Here is a 17,701-nt window from a genome sequence, read left to right as displayed (position 1 = left end):
GGACTGGCGTCCCGGTAAAGGAATTGAGCAATGAAGAAATGCCGACAGTGTGCCAACCAGTCCACATTGCATATCACGGAGGTGATCGAAGGTCAGGCCAGTGAAATTCACCTGTGTGAAAAATGTGCCCGCGACTATCTGGATGATTCAGAATCGCACGAATCTGATTCTATTGCAGCCGACCTGGCTGCCAAGCTGGAAGAACTGCATGTCGCTACCGACGGGGAACTGGATCAGCTGACGTGTTCCGGATGCGGAATCAAGATGAGTGAATTCCGGGAACTCGGTCGGCTGGGCTGTCCCTTCTGTTATGATGAGTTTCGTGAACACCTGCGTCCATTGCTGGAAAATATCCACGAAGAGCCGACTCACTCGGGTAAACGACCTTCGCGCACGTCAGCGTCACTAGATGATCAGTCACGTGTCCTGCAGTTAAGAAACAGGCAGCGTGAAGCGATTCGTCAGGAAGACTACGAATCAGCCGCGACACTTCGTGATGAGATCACCGAACTGGAAGCCTTGCTTCGAGGCGAAGAAATCACCACGCCCGACGAAGACTGAAGCTGTCAGCAGTTAATGACACCGGCTGTTTCACAGTCTGTCAACGCATCAACCGGCAGCGTGCTGTGGTACCGGAAACGATTTTATTCACAGGTCTTCAATGCACGAAAACGTCTGTACGGACTGTTCTGAACATCGGCGACAGGTCAAAATTTCCCGTCTCGTGCATCGAAATGTGTCGGCTTGCCAAGAGTAACACCGTCGTGTTTCAGCCAGTCAGCAGTCCAGTCGATCATTTGTGCGATCGAAGTCTGCGGAACGCCGAAAAGTCCACACGCCTTTTCCGAGCTGGCGAGCCATGCCGTATCAGCTTCTGTACCCTGGAATGTCACTTTACGATTAAACTTCCGGCCAAAAGATTCAGCCAGATCACGAATCCGCACAACCTCGGGGCCGGTCACGTTCAACACAAACGGCGGTGCCGACGAATGACGCAGTGTCTGAATGATATGTGACACCGCGTCTCGCTGCCAAATCACGTTCACGTATCCCGTGTCCAGCCCGACCGGTTTTCCTGCCAGCACCTTCTGTGCAATGTCCACCAGCACGCCGTACCGCAAATCGATTGAATAGTTGAGCCGAATCAGACTGGATTGAGTTCCCCAGCGCTCGGCCGCATCAACGCAGGCCTGTTCGCGGCCCAGACATGATCGCGCGTAGTCACCCGGAGCATCCGTTGGCGTCTCCTCCGCAGCGCCTCCGGATTCCGGTCGGACGAAAGGATACACACATCCTGTCGACAGCGCAACAATACGTGAATGCCGGTAACGTTCGGTGACCAGACGCGGCATCTGAATGTTATATTGTTCCAGCAGGTCCGGTCGATTCTGTGTGCCAAATTTCACCCCGGCCAGATAGAAGACGCCGGCAGCATCCGGAAGTTCACAAAGCTGCTCCGGATCACTCAGATCGACCTGAAAGACATCAAAACCTGCCTGCACGAACTGAACCCGGGTTTTCTGACGGCGAAATCGGGAGACCGTGATAACTCGATCAGACCTCCCCAGTGACATCAGTGATCGCTGGAGCATTCGGCTGAGATGGAAGCCCATCTTTCCTCCGGCCCCCAGCACAATCAGGTCACCAGGGGAGTGTTCGACGGCATCCAGAACCCCTGTGTCGGGCTCCGAAAGTCGATCATCAAGCTGAGCTTCCGTATGGGGTGTGATTCGCACAAAACCAACTCAAAGAAAAACGCGCAAAGACGATTTCATGTCTGCATTCAACCGCTTTCGCGGTTCAAACCGGAGGTTTCAGTAACCGGCTTCCCTTGATGTTAATCAAAATTGAGCACCGGTGCGGCAATCTAAAGGTTGGTTTTCCCTGGACATCTGACCACGGCAGTCTCCTGATACAATTATTGTTTTTTAGCGATGTTTTCGAAGGTGCGTTAAACAATCAGCTCTCCGAAATACAGCAGTCGAGACGGCAACTTCAATAATCCAGACGGATTTAATCGTGGACACGTGACTCAGCCACTTGATGAACGACAGTGGCTGACCAAAATTTCGCTGCCGCTGTCCAGCACGGTCGCGGCACTGCGTCAGCTCCCGTATCACGAGTCAGCCGCAGAATCCGCAAAACAGAGTGCAGGATTTATGATTCGGCTTCCCGACAGCCGTTTGATCAGCGACAAATGTATCAATCAGCGTACCGGGTGCGAGTCACAACAGCATGCATCACTTTGCCGATACAGACGGGAGATCAATATGGCAGTAACACAACCACGTAACAATATGGTGCTCTTGCTTCGAATTGTTTTGTGCGGTCTGGTTCTGCCCGGTATTTCGGGATGTCAGAAGACAAACACAACCGGCCTGAACGAAGAAACCACGACTACAGCCTCCGACGACACGACAGGCACCGGTCAGGCCAGCCTGGCCGACGTCATCAAAGAAAACTCAAGAGGCATCGATGAACTGGGAAAGGCCGCAGCATTAATGACCGAATGCTCGGACATCATCATGCGATACAGTCACTTTACTGACAATCATACAGAGCAGGTGGTTTTATGTCCGGAGTGCGCCACAGGCAGTCCGATCGGCGAAGAACCGACATTTGAGGATCCGGAAGAAGAATACCCGGCGACCATCAATCAGTTGCTCACCGACTCCCGTGAATTACGCAAAGGAATTGGAAGCATCAACATCGGTTTGCAAATTCAGCTGACCGCACTTCGGCGTCACCTGAACAGACTGCGGGAAAACGCGGCACAGACATTGCAGTAAATCCGCAAAACGCATCGATAGCTGCGAGACAGGACAACAAGCCGGAAACCTCGTGAACCAGGTCTGTTTTACGACTCAAACTGCCAGACAGCGGCGACGTCCTGTTCCCCGCCGGAGGTACTGTTACTCCGGTTCAGCTGCTGACTGTTTCTGACTCATCCTGTGTTCCGGTTTCAGCTGCTTTGGCATCAGAAACGGGAAGAGACAGGGGATCGTGGATACTGATATTGAGATCTTCGAGCAGTGTTCCTCGACGGAAACGAATTTCTGAATTGGCTTTGTTGTATTCTGTCATCGCCTGGGCATATTGAGTTTCGGCAATCGCCAGTGTGGAATGAGCGCGAACCAGCAGATCCACGATGTCGCGTCCGGCCACGGAAGCCGCATCCAGGGCACTGACCTGTCGCCGTGCCGCCTGAACACGACGCTCGTTTTCGCTCACGATCTCAGACCAGCGTTCTGCCGAACGAAATGCATGCCACAATTCGTGTGAGATTTCTTTCTTCTGAGCCTTCAGTGTGGCACGTGTCTTCGCCAGTCGATATTCAAGCTGATGCTGGAGACTGCGATACAATCGTCGGTCCAGCGGCACGGAAAACTGCACCCCGGCAAACCAGCCGGTCTGTTCCGCATTCAGAAGATTCTGCGCATAACTGTCACTTCGTGCAGGACCTCCCCGGCCCGACTCATCGAATGCATGATCACCAAACCCGTTCGTGTGGATATTTGACACCAGATCCAGACGCGGCTTCGACAGACTCATGGAAGCGGAACGCTGCAGTTCCAGGCTCTGCATCGTCAGGATGGTTTCGTTCAGCTCGGACCGTCGTGAGAACGCGGTCTGCAGCGAGTGTTCCCAGTCATCGGCAATCGGATCAACTGTCGGAGCCTGAATGGGCTGCATGATGAGCCCGTGTCCGGGATCCCTGCCAATCAGCCGACGCAGCCGGTTCTCTGCCGTAATGATTTCCCGGGATGCATCTTTGACCCGGGCTGAAGTTGCATAAACATTTTCTTCGGCCTGCGCTTCTGATGCCAGTCCGCGTCCGGTGCCGGCTTCAGATTTTGCCTTGAGCTGCTTCCAGACTTTCTCTGCAGCCTCTTGTGTTTTTGTCTCAATTTCATACCTTCGGTGGGCAAAGTGCAGATCCTGATAGACATCCGCGACATCCTTGACCAGCTGTTGCAGCGCAATATGAAATTGATTGTTTGAAATCTTTTCGTTAAGTCGCGTGATCACAATTCCCTGATCGACACTTGGGGCGCGCGTGGCAATCAGATCGATCGGTCCGGCAACTGACGTAAAGAAGTCACCGGCACCGCTCCACAGGGGCTGTGTGAATTCGACAGCCAACTGCCCCTGATACACATTTGGAAACAGGTTCGTGCCAACGTTATTGTCATCAAACCTGATATTGTGGGATAATTCAAGAAGACCACCGGTCATCAGCCGCTGCTGCAGACTGATATCAAGATTTCCTGTGTCACTTTCAAGCACACCGCCCGCGGGAAGACCGGCTGATACCAGATTGTTCTGAATAACACTGTCCTGGCCAATTGTGGAACGAGCGGTCAGCACAGGGACGAAATCTGAAGTCGCGGCCAGGCTTCCACGTGCGGCTGCCACACTGGTTGCCTGAATGGCCGGATCATAGATTGACGCCACCGCCTGCGGAGCATTGAGCAGAGTGCTTCCACTGGAAAGGAACTGGACATCAACGGGAATGACTTCATTATTATCCAGGGCCAGCTGAACAGCCTCCAGCAGTGACACGGGCCAGACTTGCTCCTCTGAAATCTCATCAAAAGTCTGTTCGGTAACCATCCCTGTCAGATAAACGGCAGACGCCCCGGACGATTCTGAGTCTGCGTCGTTGTCCATGAAATTGGCATAGTCTGCAGTGTGTCCATAGCCTGCGGATTCCTCTATTTGCCGTTCAGCCGTCAGCCGCCCCTCAGCAGGGGTATAAAGATTTGTGGCAAAATCGTCCGACGAACCCGTGAGCGCGCAACCCGGCAGAATCTGCAGGACGATCAGCAAACATCGCCGCAAACCGTCAAAGTTCGCACTTTGGTGAGTGATCCGTTTCATCGGAAACGTCATCAGGCCGTGAAGGATTGAGTTACCAGCGTCTCGACCGTTCGGCAACAGTGACGATACGCCTCGCATCGATCCAGCCCAGGTGGAGCGGCAGAAAACCGCAGGGGAACATTCCCGGCAGGACGAATGTGCGCGAATCGAAACAAAAGCATGGGAAAATGGTGCCGACTGGACGGAGAAACCGGTGATTTGAGCCGAAGTTTCAGAGGCTATGGCAATCAGATCTGCGCGCCTATACGACTTAGCCGGCATTCAGGGCGTTCGTAACACGCACATTTCGGTCACCGGCAGAACGTGCCGATTAGTCGGTAATTTCGGTGCAAATCGCTGTTTCGGCATGCTCTGCACAGAACACACCGATGCCGGCATGTCGGTCACTCCGTGAAGATTCGTGGCAGCAGACCGAACACGTCCGTCATACACTGTGGACCAGACGGACATCTTCGTTTTGAAAGCATACAATCAACGTGCAGCAGTTTGTTGAGGAACTGACGTTGGCAAATTCACTTTGGCACTGGTTAAAAACTGGCGGAAGGACACAGGTATCGCGTGTCTCGCGTTGGCAGGCAATGGCCCAGGTCATTGACCGTCGAACCGGTCAGCTTCGTGAAAAATCCGATGAGGAGATTCGCGGACAGGCTCTCGAACTTGCGTGGAAAATCCGGACGGGCTTTCCACTGCAAAGTGCAATAACAGACGTGTTTGGGCTGGTTTGTGAGGCAGCACGCCGCACGGTGAATATGACACCTTATCCGGTGCAGATAATTGGAGGAATTGCTCTGGCCGAACGATGGATTGCTGAAATGCAGACAGGCGAGGGCAAGACACTGACCGCAACGATGCCGACGACACTGTATGCAATGGTCGGCCGCGGATGTCATGTCGTCACGGTCAACGACTATCTGGCTCAGCGCGATGCCGCAGCAATGAAGCCAATATACAGCATGATGGGACTGTCCGTTGGTTGCGTGATATCAGAATCAGAAGATGAAGAACGACAGGAAGCCTACAATTGCGATATCACCTACGGGACCGCCACAGAGATCGGATTCGATTTTCTTCGTGATCGTCTGAAATCGGACACCGTTGGGACACAAAACAGCCTGCCGCGCTACACGTCGCTGTCGTCGGGCAGTGGCCGGAACCGGGTTCAGCGTGGTCAGTACTTCGCACTGATCGATGAGGCTGACAGTGTCCTCATCGACGAAGCTGTCACACCTCTGATCATCGGTCTTCCGGAACCAAATTCGATCTCTGATGTCAGCCTGCTGCACTGGGCGTACTCACGGGTCAATGATCTCCAGGAACACGAGGATTTTGTTTGTGAGCCGGACCGCCGACTGGTAACACTTACCGAGCCGGGAAGCCTTCGCGTCCTGATGTCCGACCGTCCGCAGTGGCTCGGAAGCTTCAGTAATGAGAAATTGCTGTCGCAGGTTGAGACGGCACTGGCTGCGAATCTGTTCTATCAACTCGACCGCGAGTATGTCATGAAGGACGGTGAAGTGACGATCGTGGACGAATCCACAGGTCGTATGATGGATGGTCGTAAGTGGCAGCGAGGCCTACATCAGGCGATAGAGGTTAAAGAAGGAACAGCGGTTTCGGAACTCACCCAGCATGCCGCACAAATCACAATTCAGTCTCTGTTCAGACACTACAGGTATCTGGCCGGAATGACGGGGACTGCAGCGCTGGCGAAAAACGAGTTGTGGAATGCCTATCGCATCGGTGTCGCGGAGATCCCTACAAATCGTCCGTGTCTGCGGCAGGAGCTTCCAACCCGGATCTATGCGACACATTCACAACGCAATCAGGTGCTCACAGAAACTGTGGTTGAACTGGTTCGTCAAAAACGCGCGGTGCTGATTGGTACTCCCTCTGTGAGTGAATCGGAGGCGCTGGGAAATATGCTGAATGCTGCCGGTACCCGATACGTGATACTGAATGCTCGGCACGAGGCCGAAGAAGCCGAAATTGTGGAACTGGCAGGACAACCTGGCCGAGTAACGATCGCGACCAATATGGCAGGTCGGGGCACCGACATTATTCCTCATCAGGAGGTTATCCGGAACGGCGGTGTGCACGTGATTGCCACGTCCGTCCACAGTTCAGCCCGAATTGACCGTCAGCTTGTGGGCCGAACGGCCCGTCAGGGCGACCCGGGAACATTTCAATTCCTGTTGTCTCTGGAAGATCCGTTTCTGAACATCCTGTCGCCCCGGGCCCGGCGGCAGCTGCGAACTCTGATTGAACATCAACAGGGCGAAATCACGGGGCTGAACGTGAAAACTTATTTTCGAAAAGCACAGAGGCAGCTGGAAAAAAATTATGCTCGACAGCGAAAACAGCTGCTCAAAAGTGAGCGCCGGCAAAGTGAAACATTTCGCCGGATTGGTCTGGACCCCTACCTCGAATGTGCCGCGGACTGACGAACGGAAACAGCGCCCGAAGCAGTCGGAAATTTCCGGACCTGTCGGTCGGCAGACTCCGCACGGCACCGGTATTCGATATATGGCCACAGCCAATCTTCTAAAGAACACCAAAGTCGCTCGTTAAAGTCACGACAAACATCAGCGTCGCCGGTCGTTCACGTAGATCCTATAAGTGGTGGAACGTTGGTTCCGGGGATCAATGACTTTGACGGCCGGTGTGGTCGAACCGGACTGTTTGAACAACCAGGCGATCAAAAACCCGGTAACGAATCCTCCAATGTGAGCCCACCAGGCCACTCCCGCGCTTTGTATGCTGATGACCGCAAATGTTCCCTGAAAGAACTGCAGCAGAAACCAGATGCCCAGAAAAACAGGTGCCGGCAACACGATCATCTGGATGAAAAAGAAAATCGGAACGATCGAGAGTACCTGCGCCCGCGGATACAGCACCATATAGGCTCCCATGACTCCGGCAATCGCTCCACTGGCACCAATCGTCGGGACTGTGGAACCGGTATCGATCAGCATGTGAGACGCACTGGCCACCATTCCACAGAAAACGTAGAACAACAGGTACCAGCGGTGTCCCATACGGTCCTCGACGTTGTCCCCGAATATCCAAAGCATCCACATGTTGCCGATGATGTGCATCCAGCCGCCGTGAAGAAAGATACAGGTGAGAGTTGTCAGCCACGGTATGACTCCCGCAGGAGCAACCGGTCGGGAGATTTCGCGAATCCGATCACCAAACGGGGTTTGAACAATCACCCGATCAATCACATCGACCGTCTGATCGGGGTTCACAATACGCGTCGGAATCATGCCGTATCGTTCGACCAGCAAAGATTTTTGGTCCTGCAGCTGAAAATAGAAGACCAGACAGCAGACAGCAATGATGGTGTAATTAATCCAGGGTGTGGTACGTGACCGAATATTGTCGCGAAGAGGAATCATAGAATTTAGTGTATTGTTCCGTTGAAATGATGTTGATCAGATCAGAAACCCGGACACCGAACACATCCCGGGAATTCACGGAAATCAGTGCTCACACGAAGCTGCACACGGCGGCGGTAACAGTCATCGGGTGGAAAAGCGTAGTTGAATGACTGAACAAAAGAACTCCCGGCTACTGCCCGCCGCGACGTTTGATGATACGATCGTTGCCTGGGCCGCGATTTCTGATCTGCCGTGCATCGCCGTCGCGCGGCCTGACCGGGCGCGGACGACCACCTTCCCTGACAGCACCTCGTCGGTACTTATCCCGCAGCTGGTTACCAATTCGGTCAAACGCGGCCAGTCGGGCAGCCAGCTGACCGACTGGAGTATTTCGATCCTGAGATTTCAGACGAACCTGAATCGAATATGTGGCAACTTCGGGAGCCATCATCATGTGTCTGATTCGATCGGGAGTGTCCAGATCGGCAAATTCCTTCTCAATGGCTTCGGGTCCAACAGAATTCCGACGATAAAAATCGACAGAAAGATAGTCGGCCACAGACCTGAGTACAGAAACGCAGATCAGAGCCTGTCGGCGTAAGTCGGCCGGGCGCGGAGGAAGACGATCATCAAAGAGGTCTGCCGTGACCGCATTGTATGTCCGAACCAAGGCATCTTCATTCGGGCTCAGCCTGGGATTTCCTGACGTCCGGCGAACCAGCCCCTTGGCAATAATTAATACCTTCGCCAGCGAACGATCCCCGACATCCACCGAATCCAGCAACTTCTGATCGTCGTTCGGAATCCCCTCCACAGGCAAAGCGTGCTGAAGAAACTGATCAACCTGCTTTCGAGACACCCGAATGGAGCCGCGCGGCCCCGCGACTCGAACAAGAAAGCTGTCCGGGGGAGACGTGTCTGAGAGCTGGTGCTGCGTTTCCTTCAGCCATTCATTCGGAGACAACGTTCGCAACTCCTGACGCTGCGCGTCGTCACGGGTTTCCCACCACAGGTACAGCAGTTTCAGCCGACGGTCGAGATCCTCATCGTCGGTAACTGCATGGTGAACTGCCATAATCTGCTGTCGTTCTTCAGGTCGGTTTTGCAGACGTTCAAACGTCGCCTGAATTCGATGCGCCTCTGAGTATTCCAGATTCGCAAATCGACGTTGTGCAGCAGACAGTCCGGCATCGCTTTGCACAAGCTGTGACGCCACCACGAGTGTGATTGCGACGCCTGCCGTCGCTGACAGACCGGCGACAAAAACATTCGACGTTCTCGAAGACATCATTGTTGCTCCTGTGACAATGATGGCCCGACACTCGGAAATTTCAATTCCCGAAGGAGTTCAACGTCGGGCACGATCGAGTATTCAGGATACCGCTGCAGAACATCGATATCCCGCAACAGTTCGGCAGCCTGAGTCGACTCCGGAGATGCTCCGCTGAGCAGGCTGATTGCCAGTCCGCACGATGTTCCGATCACTCCAATTCCAAACCAGGTCAAAGCGTGGCTGTTGAACCATGATCCGGCGAACCTGCTGACCAGTGCAGAGAATCGCTGCTGCGAATCCATGTCGGCTGCGGCTACCGTTTTCATCGTCTGAGCTGAAAATTCCTGACTGGCTTCGACAGATTCCAGGGCGTCGAGCATTCCCCAGGTGCGGTCCAGTTCTTCAGCCAGCTGCCGCAGTTTTGGATCTTCGCTGAGATGTTTTTCAATTCCTGCAGACTGTTCACCGTCCAGTTCACCGTCAAGATAGGCGACCAGCTGTTCGATGACATTCGGTTTGCGGGGTGCATCGGTCACGAAAATGATTCTGCAAATGGACAGGACATTCAGGTGTTGAACATCAAACAGTGTACCTCAGTGACAGATGAACCAACCACTCTGCGCACTGAATTCCGTGCGGTCAGGAAATTCCGTGAAAACGACTTATCAAACGAATCAACAGCATCATCGTGCATCCCGCGATTCGCAGTCCCACAGCCGTGGTTTCTGCTGCGGAGAGTGTACTTCCTGTGCACTACGGGACTCATCAACTCGCCACCCAAAGTTCCAGCCTGGATTCAGTCACCAAAGTCAGCCTGCGACATCAACATCAGATTAAGCGATGAGCCCGTCATGAACGTATGCTCCGGTAACATCTGAATCGGTCATATTTTCCTCACGCCCCAGATGCAAATAGCTGACCCGGGTGTGATCAAGCCCCATTTGGTGTGCGAACGTGGCGAACAAGTCCGGGACAGTCACCGGGTTCTCGTCGGCAGCGTACCCCACATCGTCAGTACTCCCGTAGACGTGACCTGACCGAAATCCCCCACCGGCAATCCAGCAACTGCCGGCATTTTTGTTGTGATCACGTCCGTCACGTCCGTTACCTCCGTCCCCCTGAGCCACCGGCATTCGACCGAATTCTCCGGCCCAAAAGACAATCGTACTGTCCAGCAGCCCACGGTCCCTGAGATCCTGTATGAGTGCCGCTGAAGGGGCATCACCGGCGCTCATCGTTTGCAGGCCGGAATTCAGTTTGTTGTGATGATCCCAGGGCTGCCCCCGTCCGATGAAGACCTGCACAAAACGCACACCGGCTTCCACCAGTCGCCGAGCCATCAAGCAGCGGGTGCCGTAACCGGCCGTATGAGGCTGATCCAGACCATACAGGCGCTGCGTCGCCTGGGACTCACGGGAAATGTCCACCACATTCGTCGCACTCAGCTGCATCCGGGCTGCCAGTTCATAGTTTCGAATACGTGCATCAAGATCTGATTCTCGCGGATACTTCTGCTGATGTGCCTCGTTCAGGCGTTCAAGCAGTGCTAATCGCTGACGCTGCATACCTTCCGGCAGCGGGACAGACGGCTGAAGATTGTGAACCGGCATTCCGCTCGAATGGAACTCCGTGCTGGAATAGACGGACGGCAGCCAGCCGCTTCGAACCATCAACATACCGCTGGTGGCATACCCAATCGGATCGCGCAGGACCACATAGGCCGGAAGGTCCTGATTCTCCGTTCCCAGGGCGTAGCTGAACCACGAACCGAGTGACGGATGGCCGATAAACATCTTACCGGTTCCCAGATTGACAATTGCCTCAGTGTGATTGTTGTGGACGCTGACCATGGAACGGACCAGACAAATGTCGTCCGCGACTTTACTGTAGTGCGGAATCAGCTCGGAAAGCTCCATTCCGCACTCACCATGACGCCTAAACCGAAACGGAGTCCCAAGCAGCTTGTTGGCCTGACTTTGCATCTGAAAGTCATGGATATCGATTTCAAACACCTGTCCGTCGCGACGGTTGAGTTCCGGTTTAGGATCAAACAGATCCATCTGACTGGGGCCACCGGTCTGAACAAGCTGAATAAAGGACGTTGCCCGTGGCGGGAAATGGGGCCGTTTTCGTCGCAGGTCAAAGGGTTCGCGGTCATGCAGTGAGGCATCTGATTGCCGGTTAGCTGAATGAGCCGCACCGGCGTTGCTGTCATCCAGGAGCGGCAAAGCCAACATCCCAAATCCCATACCGGTTTGGCTGAGAATCCGACGACGAGTCAACAAAGAGGGGGAAAATGAATTCATGCGAACTCCCGTGCCATTCCGGACTGATCGACACTGGCAAACCTGTTCCGAAAAAAAACCTGCTGTCATTCGATGTATAGAAACTGACTCGAATTGAGCAGCACGTGACACAAACCGGACAAAGCCTGGCGATTCGGGTCTTCCACTGCGACTTCGGACGTTCGGTAGCCTTCCAGGTGCTCATGAAGGAACTCTTCGCTCCATTCGAATTCCTGTTGAGTCGGCTGACGGACTAAAATCAGTCGGTACGCAAGGTCAATCACCTCACTGACATCACGCACACCGGCTAAGCCAATCCGCCTGGCAACAGCATCGGCCTGTTCCATAACAAAATCATCGTTCAACATAGTCAGGGACTGCAGTACGCCGGCGGAGTGGTTTCGCTGGTGGCAGTTGGTAGCCATCATGGGATGGTCAAAAACAGAAAAAAAGGTGAGGCTGTAGTTTCGTCGACAGAGCAGATAAACACTTCGGCGGAATGGACTCGAATCCGCCGGCAGATCTTCGGTAGCCACAACAAATTTTTCACCCGCTAACACCTTTTGAGGCAGCGGTGGCCCGCCCATCGAGAGATCCAGCTTACCACTGGCACACAATATCGTGTCACGAATGATTTCCGATTCCAGTCGCCTCAGCCGCATTCGCCACAGCAGTTTGTTCTCCGGATCAATTTTGGTGGCCACAATTTCAGACGTCTCAAAAGACGACGGTCGAAACGAAGCCTGGCGGTAAACGGTTGATGACATCAGCATTCGAATCACGGGCTTGATCCGCCAACCACTGCGGATGAACTCAAACGCCAGCCAATCGATCAGTTCAGGATGAGTGGGTGGTGATCCGCCCATGCCCAAATTACCCGGTGTATCCACGATTCCCCGACCGAACAGGTGCTGCCAGATTCGATTGACCATTACTCGGGCGGCCATTGCCCCCGCGGCAGAATCCGGCCTCGTCACCCATTCCGCCAGAGCCAGACGCCGACCACTGGTTTCCCCCTGGACTCGTGATGATTTTTCGCCCGACAGCACCTGCCCGGACTGTGACAGGACTGTCAAAAAACCAGGCGACACTTCGTCACCCTTTTCCTCATAGCTGCCACCTTCGTAGATGTGACGCGTCTGCGGCGGCCCGGTATCATACATTGCCTGAATCACTCCCCAGGTACGTCGCCGGCCCTGAAGCTGAGTGATACGATCAGTAAGGTCCGATACCGTGGCTCTGTCTTCCGCAGTGAATTCCGCCTGTACTTCCTCATCTGTCGGCCGGACATTCGCCTCGAAACTCTTGGCCAGTTTGCGCTGGGTTTGATTACGCTGCGCGACAGGCGTCAGCAGAGCCTGTTTGACGTTCTCCCGCATTCCCTCAGGAACCTGAATGAGTTTGCGGTCCAGAATCTGGAGCTCAACGGGACTAACAATCGCTGTTTTGTCCTCTTCCAGAGCTGAAATCTGGCGGTCAAGCACCTGGTTTTCCTGCTGCCATCGGGACCTGCGCTGAGGAGAAATGTCAGCCAGATCCCGTTCCGGCAGCGGGACCCAGTGATCAGGGTTGTAGGCCGGGGTCAGCAGCGACATCAACTGGTAATAATCTCTTTGAGGAATCGGATCGAATTTGTGACTGTGACACTGAGCACACTGCAGCGTGATCCCCAACAGACTGGTGCCCAGCATTTGCAGGGTGTCGTAAATTGTGGCGTGACGATTGGACGGAATATCGAGCACTGCCTGATTGGTATCATCGATCGCCAGCCGCAGAAAACCGGTTGCCACCAGCAACTCTTTGATTTCAGGTGTAAAAACGTCACTGGCACGCCAGTCGACCAGTTCGTCTCCGGCCAGCTGCTCAGTCAAAAAGCGGTCGTACGGTTTGTCCTCATTGAACGCCCGGATCACATAATCGCGGTACTTCCATTTCCCCGGAGACATCCGGATTGCCGTGGCATTCTCATCGGAACCAAGAACATCGACAAACCCCGCTACATCCAGCCAGTGCCGTCCCCAGCGCTCCCCGAACTGCGACGAACTCAGCAGACGATCGATCAGCCGGTCAAAAGCGACATCCATCCCCTCTGCCTCCGCATTCGCCAGCAGAGCGTCGACTTCTGCAGGAGAGGGAAGAAGTCCGGTCAGATCCAGATAAACCCTGCGCAACAAGGTGTGGGGATCAGCATCCGGTGAAAAGCTCAGATCCACGTTTTCAAGTCGTCGCAGGACAAAATTGTCAACCGGAGTTCTGATGCGATCCGCTTTTGCAGTCTGCGGAACCCGGATCGGCGCCAAGCGTTGAAACGACCAGAATTGCCGGTCCGCAGCAGTCACGTCTTCCGAGTAGCGAATTTCGGGTGCCGTATCGGGTGTTTCGGCGGACAGTCGTGCAATTGTTGCGGCAGAGAGACCCGCAAGAATCAACGCGGCTGTGACATGTCTCCCAATACTGTTGTTCATCGCTGCTACCCGACACACCAGTCATCTGGCGCAATTTTCACAATCAAAAACAAGTCCCGTCTCAGCGCATCGTCCGCCGCCGGTCCATCCCCCGATCGATACGGTTTACCCGTACAGACAGGTTATCCGATTCACACACACTTAACCGCTCAACATTTCACGCCGGTATCGGCAGGAAGCTGGAGTTAAATGAGTTCAGCAATTGGCTCGCCGTAGGGCAGGATGTGCATCGGTCGACCACTGTAGTCGGGGAATGTGCTGGTATAATCCACACCGAGATGTCGAAAAACGGTGGCCCACAGATCGTTGGGGGTCATGGCGCGTTGAACCGGTTCCTCACCCAGACTGTTGGTGGACCCAATGATTTGCCCTGTCCTCATGCCCCCACCGGAAACCAAAACACTCATCGCAGCGGGCCAGTGATCACGTCCAGGCTGATTGACTTTGGTCTGAGTTCCTGGACGGACCGTGATCCGCGGCGTGCGACCGAATTCACCGGTAACCACCAGCAACACTTTCCGGTCGAGTCCGCGGTCGTACAGATCTTCGATCATGGCTGTGACCGTGCGGTCGTAGATGGGAAATCGAATTTCAGCATCTTTGAACAGGTGACAATTCACCGCGTGAGAATCCCAGTTGTAGACCCCGTATTTGGGCATCAAAACACCGGACTGATACGGATTCTCCATAACAACGGTGACCCACGGCACACCGCGTTCGACCAGGCGTCTCGCCAGGATGGCACGCTGCCCCCATCCATGCCGACCAAATCGCTCACGGACTTCCGGAGCTTCCTGAGTAATATCAAACGCACTGCGGACGTCAGGGGAGGTCAGCATATCTACGGCGCGCTGATTGAATACGTCCATACTCTGTCTCATCGCCACGTTGTCCAGTTCGCGACGCATGCCGTCAAATCCGTTCAGCAGCGCCACGCGATCTTCCAGACGATCGGACATCGACTTGTCGACACCCACGTTCTGCACTGCAAAGTCGTCACGACTGGGATCCGCTGAAATCCGGAACGGGTGTGTGTGCGCACCCAGATATGCCGAACCAAAGCTGAACGTATCTATACTGTCTACACGACTGCTTCCCAGCACAATATAATTTGGCAGCCCTCGTGTATCACGGTGTCCTTTAAGCGCTAGCGAAGCCATCGATCCCACGCAGGGTTTGTCATTAACAAACCCAGTTGGTGTTTCCGGATCGCGCCCTGTCATAAATCGCTTGTGCCCGCCACCATGGTCTGCAAAATCATGGCGAATGGAGCGAATGATGTTGTAGCGGTCCGCAACCTGCGTGTGCATTGGCAACAGTTCGCAGACATCCATCCCGGGAACATTTGTCTCAATCGGAGAAAACACACCCCGGTAATCGCTCGGGGCATCCGGCTTCATATCGTACGTTTCCATGTGCGGAGGACCGCCTGCCAGCCACACGAAAATCACCGCAGTATCCTGCGGACTTTGGTTGCCGGAAGCTGCAGCATCACGGGCACGCAACAAATCGGCCAGACCGGCACCAGATCCTGCCACGGCGCCGTATTCCAGAAAATTGCGACGGGATACCGGACCGGAACAATGATGAGCGTGTGGGTTGTTGGGCACTGACATGACAGGTACCTGCGACTGAGTTCCAGGAACGGTCCGGACAGGGCCACCTGTCCGTAACGTGAACTTGATCGACGATCGACGCACCGCACACAACATTCGACACCGTGTGTGGAAGCCTTACGAGTGTCTTCGTCTCGATCTCCGAGGATCAAACACCGTATTTAATCTGATTCACGGCGATCCGGCAAACACAAACCATGGGACAAACGCGAGACACTATTATGAGAAAATACCGACAAATTGCCAATATTTCCCGGCGGATCAGCCAGCAACTGAATTCCCAGGAACCGATAATCCGCAATTTTTGTGCGTCGTGCACAAAGCAACGTGCGAATCGAGGCCGGTCCGCAGTAAATTCCGGTCCGCAGTAAATTCCGGTCCGATTGTTTCAGTCGTTCAGAATTCTGAACCGGTGCAGACGTGTGTCCCCTAGCTGCCGCGATCTCCCGTCGCCACGGAAAACACCTGCATATGCCCCTGCTTGTCCTTCACGACGAGTATCCCGTTGCCCAGGGCGAGATGCGGATACGAATCGTCTTTCGCCTGTCCGATGCCATCAAGCAGCTTCGACCGATAAAGCCGATCATGGGTGTCCGATGCTGCATCAAACAGCTGCAGCCGTCCAAGTCCAAACGCGACCAGTTTTCCGTCACCGGTGGCAATGACAGAGCCAAATCCGAATCGTCCGCCCTTCCATAAAGTCCTGTCCGGCGCTTCCAGGTCAAGACACTTCAAAGTCGTATCGATCGCATAGATACGACCCTGCCACAACGCAGGACTGGACACCCGGCTGCCAATAAGCCGTGAGCTAAATTCTTCGGTCAGCCCGTCAAGTTTCACCTTCAGCAGCGCACAACGATTCTGATCGTAGGCAGACGTGATGAAGACCCGATCGTCAAGCACAATGGGTGTCGCAATATTGCAGCTGTGTTCGGTTTTCCAGTCGTACTGCCCAATGGTCCGTCCCGCCTGATCACCGTCAAGCCGCATGACGACCAGATGTTCTTCCGTGAATGTAGCAAGACAGGGCTTGCCTGAAACCTTAAACACAGCTGACGGACCACTGGTTTGGCCCTGACAATCCTGACATTCCGAGCTCCAGACCTTTCTCCCTGTACGCTTGTCGAATGCAACCACAGTCCCCCGTTCACCACCGATTTCCACGATCAGCAGATCGCGGTGAATCAGCGGGGATGTCACGAAACCGCAACTGTACGTTCCGGGACGGGTTGGCGGGTTGAAATCGTCGTACAGGTTTCGTTCCCACAGCAATACACCATTTTTCCGCGAGTCTCGACAATGCAGATCTCCATCGGAACCAAGCGTATACAGCAGGCCGGTAGACCGATCCAGGTTTGGTGTGGAACTGGGACCGCTGTAGTGACTCTTACTCCCCCTGAAGTCTCTCGCATGTTCGGGTGATTCGTACGATTCGGACCAGACGAGTCGACCATCGCGGGCATCATAACACTGCACACGATCGTTTCCGTTTGCCCAACCCATGACGTAGACACGTCGACCTGCAATGATCGGTGAACTTGTCCCCTGACCGGTATCCTGCTGCCAGATTTTTTGAGGTGGCCACGCGTTCGGCCAGCCGGATTCCTCCGTGGTGGAACCGTTGCGATGTTCGCCAAGCCATCCGGACCAGTCGGCCGCTGCAACAACATTGATTTGCAGCAGCATGCAGCAAACGGTCACCGGAACAAACAGTTTGTTTTGCAGGGCCATAAAGGTGTGATCCTGTGCCGAAGTGTTCAATTATCTGCAAAGTCAGCGTTCATTTTACCGACGGCATGAT

Annotated in this window: 12 protein-coding genes; 3 read left to right on the top strand and 9 right to left on the bottom strand. The window is 54.3% G+C overall.

The genetic code is table 11. The annotated features are described in order from the left end of the window. Positions 1-30 precede the first annotated feature (30 nt). Positions 31-561: a UvrB/UvrC motif-containing protein gene (locus MK110_16390; GenBank protein MCH2212882.1), complete on the top strand. Its 531-nt coding sequence runs from the start codon at positions 31-33 to the stop codon at positions 559-561. A gap of 146 nt (positions 562-707) precedes the next feature. On the opposite strand, the gene MK110_16385 is transcribed toward MK110_16390, so the two are convergent. Next, entirely contained in the window at positions 708-1,736 is a 1,029-nt protein-coding gene (locus MK110_16385) for an NAD(P)-dependent oxidoreductase (protein MCH2212881.1), read from the bottom strand. A gap of 291 nt (positions 1,737-2,027) precedes the next feature. Here MK110_16385 and MK110_16380 point away from each other — a divergent pair, with 291 nt between their 5' ends. Then, positions 2,028-2,789, top strand: a complete 762-nt coding sequence (locus tag MK110_16380) for a hypothetical protein (protein MCH2212880.1) — start codon at positions 2,028-2,030, stop codon at positions 2,787-2,789. Between the two features lie 133 nt (positions 2,790-2,922). On the opposite strand, the gene MK110_16375 is transcribed toward MK110_16380, so the two are convergent. Beyond that, the gene (locus MK110_16375; protein MCH2212879.1) at positions 2,923-4,959 is read right to left on the bottom strand and encodes a TolC family protein; all 2,037 of its coding nucleotides are present in this window, start codon (positions 4,957-4,959) and stop codon (positions 2,923-2,925) included. A gap of 425 nt (positions 4,960-5,384) precedes the next feature. Here MK110_16375 and MK110_16370 point away from each other — a divergent pair, with 425 nt between their 5' ends. Further along, a complete protein-coding gene (locus tag MK110_16370; protein MCH2212878.1) occupies positions 5,385-7,322 on the top strand; it encodes a translocase in 1,938 nt (645 codons plus the stop codon). A 141-nt stretch (positions 7,323-7,463) separates the two neighbouring features. On the opposite strand, the gene MK110_16365 is transcribed toward MK110_16370, so the two are convergent. The 7 genes from MK110_16365 to MK110_16335 form a co-directional block, all read right to left on the bottom strand. Beyond that, positions 7,464-8,279 carry a rhomboid family intramembrane serine protease gene (locus tag MK110_16365; GenBank protein ID MCH2212877.1) on the bottom strand — a complete coding sequence of 272 codons (816 nt, stop codon included), beginning with the start codon at positions 8,277-8,279 and terminating at the stop codon, positions 7,464-7,466. A 172-nt stretch (positions 8,280-8,451) separates the two neighbouring features. Beyond that, on the bottom strand, positions 8,452-9,549 hold the full coding sequence (locus MK110_16360; protein ID MCH2212876.1) for a hypothetical protein: 1,098 nt from the start codon (positions 9,547-9,549) through the stop codon (positions 8,452-8,454). Beyond that, positions 9,549-10,070, bottom strand: coding sequence for a zf-HC2 domain-containing protein (locus MK110_16355; GenBank protein MCH2212875.1), 522 nt, complete (start codon positions 10,068-10,070; stop codon positions 9,549-9,551). The genes MK110_16360 and MK110_16355 overlap by 1 nt, the downstream gene beginning before the upstream one ends. 297 nt (positions 10,071-10,367) lie before the next feature. Then, positions 10,368-11,840, bottom strand: coding sequence for a DUF1501 domain-containing protein (locus tag MK110_16350; protein MCH2212874.1), 1,473 nt, complete (start codon positions 11,838-11,840; stop codon positions 10,368-10,370). Positions 11,841-11,905: 65 nt separating this feature from the next. Beyond that, positions 11,906-14,284, bottom strand: a complete 2,379-nt coding sequence (locus tag MK110_16345) for a DUF1549 and DUF1553 domain-containing protein (GenBank protein ID MCH2212873.1) — start codon at positions 14,282-14,284, stop codon at positions 11,906-11,908. Positions 14,285-14,469: 185 nt separating this feature from the next. Next, positions 14,470-15,900, bottom strand: a complete 1,431-nt coding sequence (locus MK110_16340) for a DUF1501 domain-containing protein (protein MCH2212872.1) — start codon at positions 15,898-15,900, stop codon at positions 14,470-14,472. A gap of 429 nt (positions 15,901-16,329) precedes the next feature. Beyond that, a complete protein-coding gene (locus MK110_16335; GenBank protein MCH2212871.1) occupies positions 16,330-17,631 on the bottom strand; it encodes a PQQ-binding-like beta-propeller repeat protein in 1,302 nt (433 codons plus the stop codon). Positions 17,632-17,701 lie beyond the last annotated feature (70 nt).

The organism is Fuerstiella sp. (assembly GCA_022447225.1).
In the GTDB taxonomy this organism is placed as follows: Bacteria; Planctomycetota; Planctomycetia; order Planctomycetales; family Planctomycetaceae; genus S139-18.
The sequence above is the reverse complement of the archived record's forward strand: the minus strand, read 5'-3'. Positions and strand labels throughout refer to the sequence as shown.